3 protein-coding genes and 1 pseudogene are annotated in these 3,418 nt (G+C 57.1%); 1 reads left to right on the forward strand and 3 read right to left on the reverse strand.

From position 1 onward, the window contains the following. Positions 1-113: 113 nt before the first annotated feature. Both CINSTRO3249_RS14195 and osmE read right to left on the reverse strand, forming a co-directional pair. Positions 114-998 (reverse strand): annotated as a pseudogene (locus CINSTRO3249_RS14195) (efflux RND transporter periplasmic adaptor subunit); the annotation flags it as partial. A 384-nt stretch (positions 999-1,382) separates the two neighbouring features. Then, the gene (gene osmE, locus CINSTRO3249_RS14200) at positions 1,383-1,721 is read right to left on the reverse strand and encodes an osmotically-inducible lipoprotein OsmE (RefSeq protein WP_074013741.1); all 339 of its coding nucleotides are present in this window, start codon (positions 1,719-1,721) and stop codon (positions 1,383-1,385) included. A gap of 234 nt (positions 1,722-1,955) precedes the next feature. On the opposite strand from osmE, the gene nadE reads away from it, so the two are divergent. Further along, positions 1,956-2,780: an ammonia-dependent NAD(+) synthetase gene (gene nadE, locus CINSTRO3249_RS14205; RefSeq protein ID WP_074013739.1), complete on the forward strand. Its 825-nt coding sequence runs from the start codon at positions 1,956-1,958 to the stop codon at positions 2,778-2,780. A 135-nt stretch (positions 2,781-2,915) separates the two neighbouring features. Here nadE and CINSTRO3249_RS14210 read toward each other — a convergent pair whose 3' ends face one another. Then, positions 2,916-3,299, reverse strand: a complete 384-nt coding sequence (locus CINSTRO3249_RS14210) for a LysR substrate-binding domain-containing protein (RefSeq protein ID WP_074013740.1) — start codon at positions 3,297-3,299, stop codon at positions 2,916-2,918. Between the last annotated feature and the right edge of the window lie 119 nt (positions 3,300-3,418).

The following is a 3,418-nucleotide window of genomic DNA, read 5'->3' on the forward strand; positions in this document are numbered from 1 at the left end:
ATTTTGCAGCACATTAGGCATGATGTTTCACATCTCTGAGTTAAATATGCACAGCATAACATTTCATCAGGAAAAGGTGACATTTCTACTTTGCGGGATTAGTTGACATTTTAAACTTGCAATAACACATACATCCCCGGCAACAGCTCATGTTGGGGATTGGGTACAATAGCAGCGCGCAGCGTAACGGTGCCCGTTGCCTCATCCACCGCCACCTCGGTCAGTTCCAGTTTACCGGTATGCGAGTAGCGCGAGCCGTCTTCCAGCGTGACCGTCACCGGCACCGGCACCGGCACCGGCACCGTGTCGCCTTCCTGCTTCAGCGACGCCTGCTGGCGGCGCAGTAGCAAGAGCTGGCTGCTCGACTGGGTAAGATCGACATAGATAGGATCCAGCGCGCGGATCGTCGCCAGCGCGTCGGACTGATTGGCTTCTACCAGCGCACCGGGGGTAACCGACGATATCCCGATACGGCCGGAAATCGGCGCTTTGATAAGTGTTCGTTGTAGATCGATGCGCGCGCTCTGAACCGCGGCGCGATATTGATCCACCGCGGCGACATTTTGTTGCCAGGTGGCCGCCGCTTCATCGGCATCCTGACGGGAAACGCCGTTTTCCTTAACCAACGCCGCATAGCGCTGTGCCTTGAGCTTGCTGCTGTTGACCACCGCGACGGCATTTTTCAGTTGCCCCAGCGCCTCATCGTAGCTGGCCTGGTAGCTGGCGGGGTCGATTTGATACAGCACCTGCCCTTCCTTGACCTCATCGCCTTCGGTAAACAGCCGCTTTTGAATGATACCGTCCACTTGCGGGCGAACCTCAGACACCAGCCTGCCTTTTACCCGACCGGTTAATTCGCTGGTTAACGTGACCGGCTGCGCCTGCAGGGTTGTCACGCCCACTTCAATTGCCGTCTCCTCGGGAGTCGCAGCCGGTTGCCTGTCGCAGGCCACGATGAAAAATATCAGACCTACCGCCAAAAATCTTGAAAGAGACATCACGCCCAATCCTATAATGAATGTTCATTCTCATTATACGTCTGGACGTTAACCTGCCGAGGGGCCGATAGGTAAATAAAACGAAAAATCCCCGTTACGCTGACATGTTTATTAACATGCCCCTCTCGCCGCCGACGACGACGGTTAAGGGCAGCGAGGTGGTTGCCATCGCGAGCAGGGCGGCGAGAAACGGGTTATGGCGCGGGGGGCAATGATATTCTGCGTGGCGTTGTTGCTAATTTGAGGTCAGGTAAAGGCCCGCTGGCGACCGTTAGCCGGGGGGTAACGGTCGCGCAAACTCGCGAATACCACGGCGAGGCGCGCCCGGCGTCACATTGCGGCCCCGCAAGGCCGTGGGGCGCCCCACGGCGTAGGCGGGCGTGCTTACTGGCCCTGCTGGGGATTGGTGTCATATTCTTGGCAGCTCTGGAACCCTTTGTTCAAGACCTTGCCGGTTTCATCGTAGCTGACGAAATAATTAATGGGTTTGCCGTTTCGGTTGCCCAGCACATAGGAATCACAGGTTCCGCGGGCGTTAATCATGGTCGATGACGTCGCCGGCACGCCGCCGATGGCGCGCGCTTGTTCTTTAGTCATACCTTTTTTCACATCGCTGACGACGGGTTTGTTAACATAACTGTCGGCACGATCGTAAGCGGTACAGCCGGAAAGGAAAGAAATCGTCGCCGCGGCGCAAACAGCCAGAACCATTTTATTATTCATCGAGGTCACCTCATTCATTGTGTGTATGACTAAGCCTAGATGCCAAAACGCATTTTTACAAATAGGCCGTTCATTTTGGAGCGTATTTTTGTGACGCGCCAATGTTGATAACCGATAATGTCATCGCGCACGGGTAACGCTTTCTCTTCTAAGCGTTAGGCTTTACACTTTTGCCATCACCCTCATCATGACGTTTGCGATACCCGCAGCTTTACGTTTCAGGAGACAAAGCGAATGGCACTACAGCAAGAGATAATAGCGGCGCTGGGCGTGAAACCCGCGATTGACCCGGCGGCCGAATTTCGGGTCAGCGTGGACTTTCTCAAAGCCTACCTGAAAAAGCATACCTTTGTGCGCACGTTGGTGCTGGGCATCAGCGGCGGCCAGGATTCGACGCTGACGGGCAAGGTCTGCCAACAGGCGATAAACGAGCTCCGTCAAGAAACCGGCGTTGCCGATTACCAATTTATCGCCGTCCGTCTGCCCCACGGTGAGCAACAAGACGAAGCGGACTGCCGGGACGCCATTGCGTTTATCCAGCCTGACCGGGTGGTTACCGTCAATATCAAAAGCGCCATCCAGGCCAGCGAGGCGACCCTGCGCGAGGCGGGCATCGTCTTAAGCGACTATGTCAAAGGAAATGAAAAAGCCCGCGAGCGCATGAAAGCGCAATACAGTATTGCCGGCATGACCGCCGGTCTGGTGGTGGGCACCGATCATGCGGCGGAGGCGGTTACCGGTTTTTTCACCAAGTACGGCGACGGCGGTACCGATATCAATCCCCTCTTCCGACTGAATAAACGCCAGGGCCGTGCCCTATTGCAACACCTCGGCTGCCCCGAGCATCTTTACCTGAAGGCACCCACTGCCGACCTGGAAGAAGACCGCCCCGCGCTGCCGGATGAAACGGCGTTGGGCGTCAGCTACGAAATGGTTGATGACTATCTAGAAGGCAAGACCATCGACGCCGCCGCGGCGCGGGTGATTGAAAACTGGTATCAGCGCACCGAGCACAAGCGTCATCCGCCGGTGACGGTGTTTGACGACTTCTGGAAATAACCCCCCTGCCGGCCGTGGCCTTCCGCGCGCCGGCAGGTTCCCTGAGTTCTAAGCCCGGGGCATGTCAACCTTAGCATCAGCCGTGAAGACGGCGGCGCGCCCTTAACCGCCTTCGCCGGGGCAAGGAGCGGCGCGTTAATCCACTGTTACCGCCGCCGAGCCATCACGCGGCGCGTCAATCCACTGCGCCAACTGCCGGCCAATGACGCTGCGCATTAGCAACACCGCCGGATCGGCGGCGTGAGACGCGGTGGTCAACCATTGCACCTCAAACGGCAGCGGCTCCTGGATTGCCACCACCTGCAACTGCGCGGCATAGCGTCTGGCGGTAAACGTGTCGACAATCCCCACCCCACCGCCGGCCAGCACCATATCGGCAATGACAGAATAGGTCTTGATTTGCAGCGTGCCGCGCGAGCGCAGCCCCTGTGACTGCAGCGCCCGGTGCACCACCCGGCCCAGCGGATCCTGCGGCTGCATCATCAGCAAATGATGTTCACACAGCCAGGCCTGAATCACCCCGGATAAATTAGAGTCTATACTTTAAAAGTGGAGGTCTCTATGACAACGACCAAACGTTACTCTCCGGAAGTCCGTGAACGGGCAGTTAATCTAGTGCTGGAAACTCAGCATGAGCA

Origin of the sequence: Candidatus Sodalis sp. SoCistrobi (assembly GCF_900143145.1) — a bacterium.
Taxonomy (GTDB): domain Bacteria; phylum Pseudomonadota; class Gammaproteobacteria; order Enterobacterales; family Enterobacteriaceae; genus SoCistrobi.

What these genes read in the sequence shown, in the direction of transcription:
- osmE (WP_074013741.1), bottom strand. Translation starts at nt 1,721, where the DNA reads ATGAATAATAAAATGGTTCTGGCTGTTTGCGCCGCGGCGACGATTTCT.
- nadE (WP_074013739.1), top strand. Translation starts at nt 1,956, where the DNA reads ATGGCACTACAGCAAGAGATAATAGCGGCGCTGGGCGTGAAACCCGCG.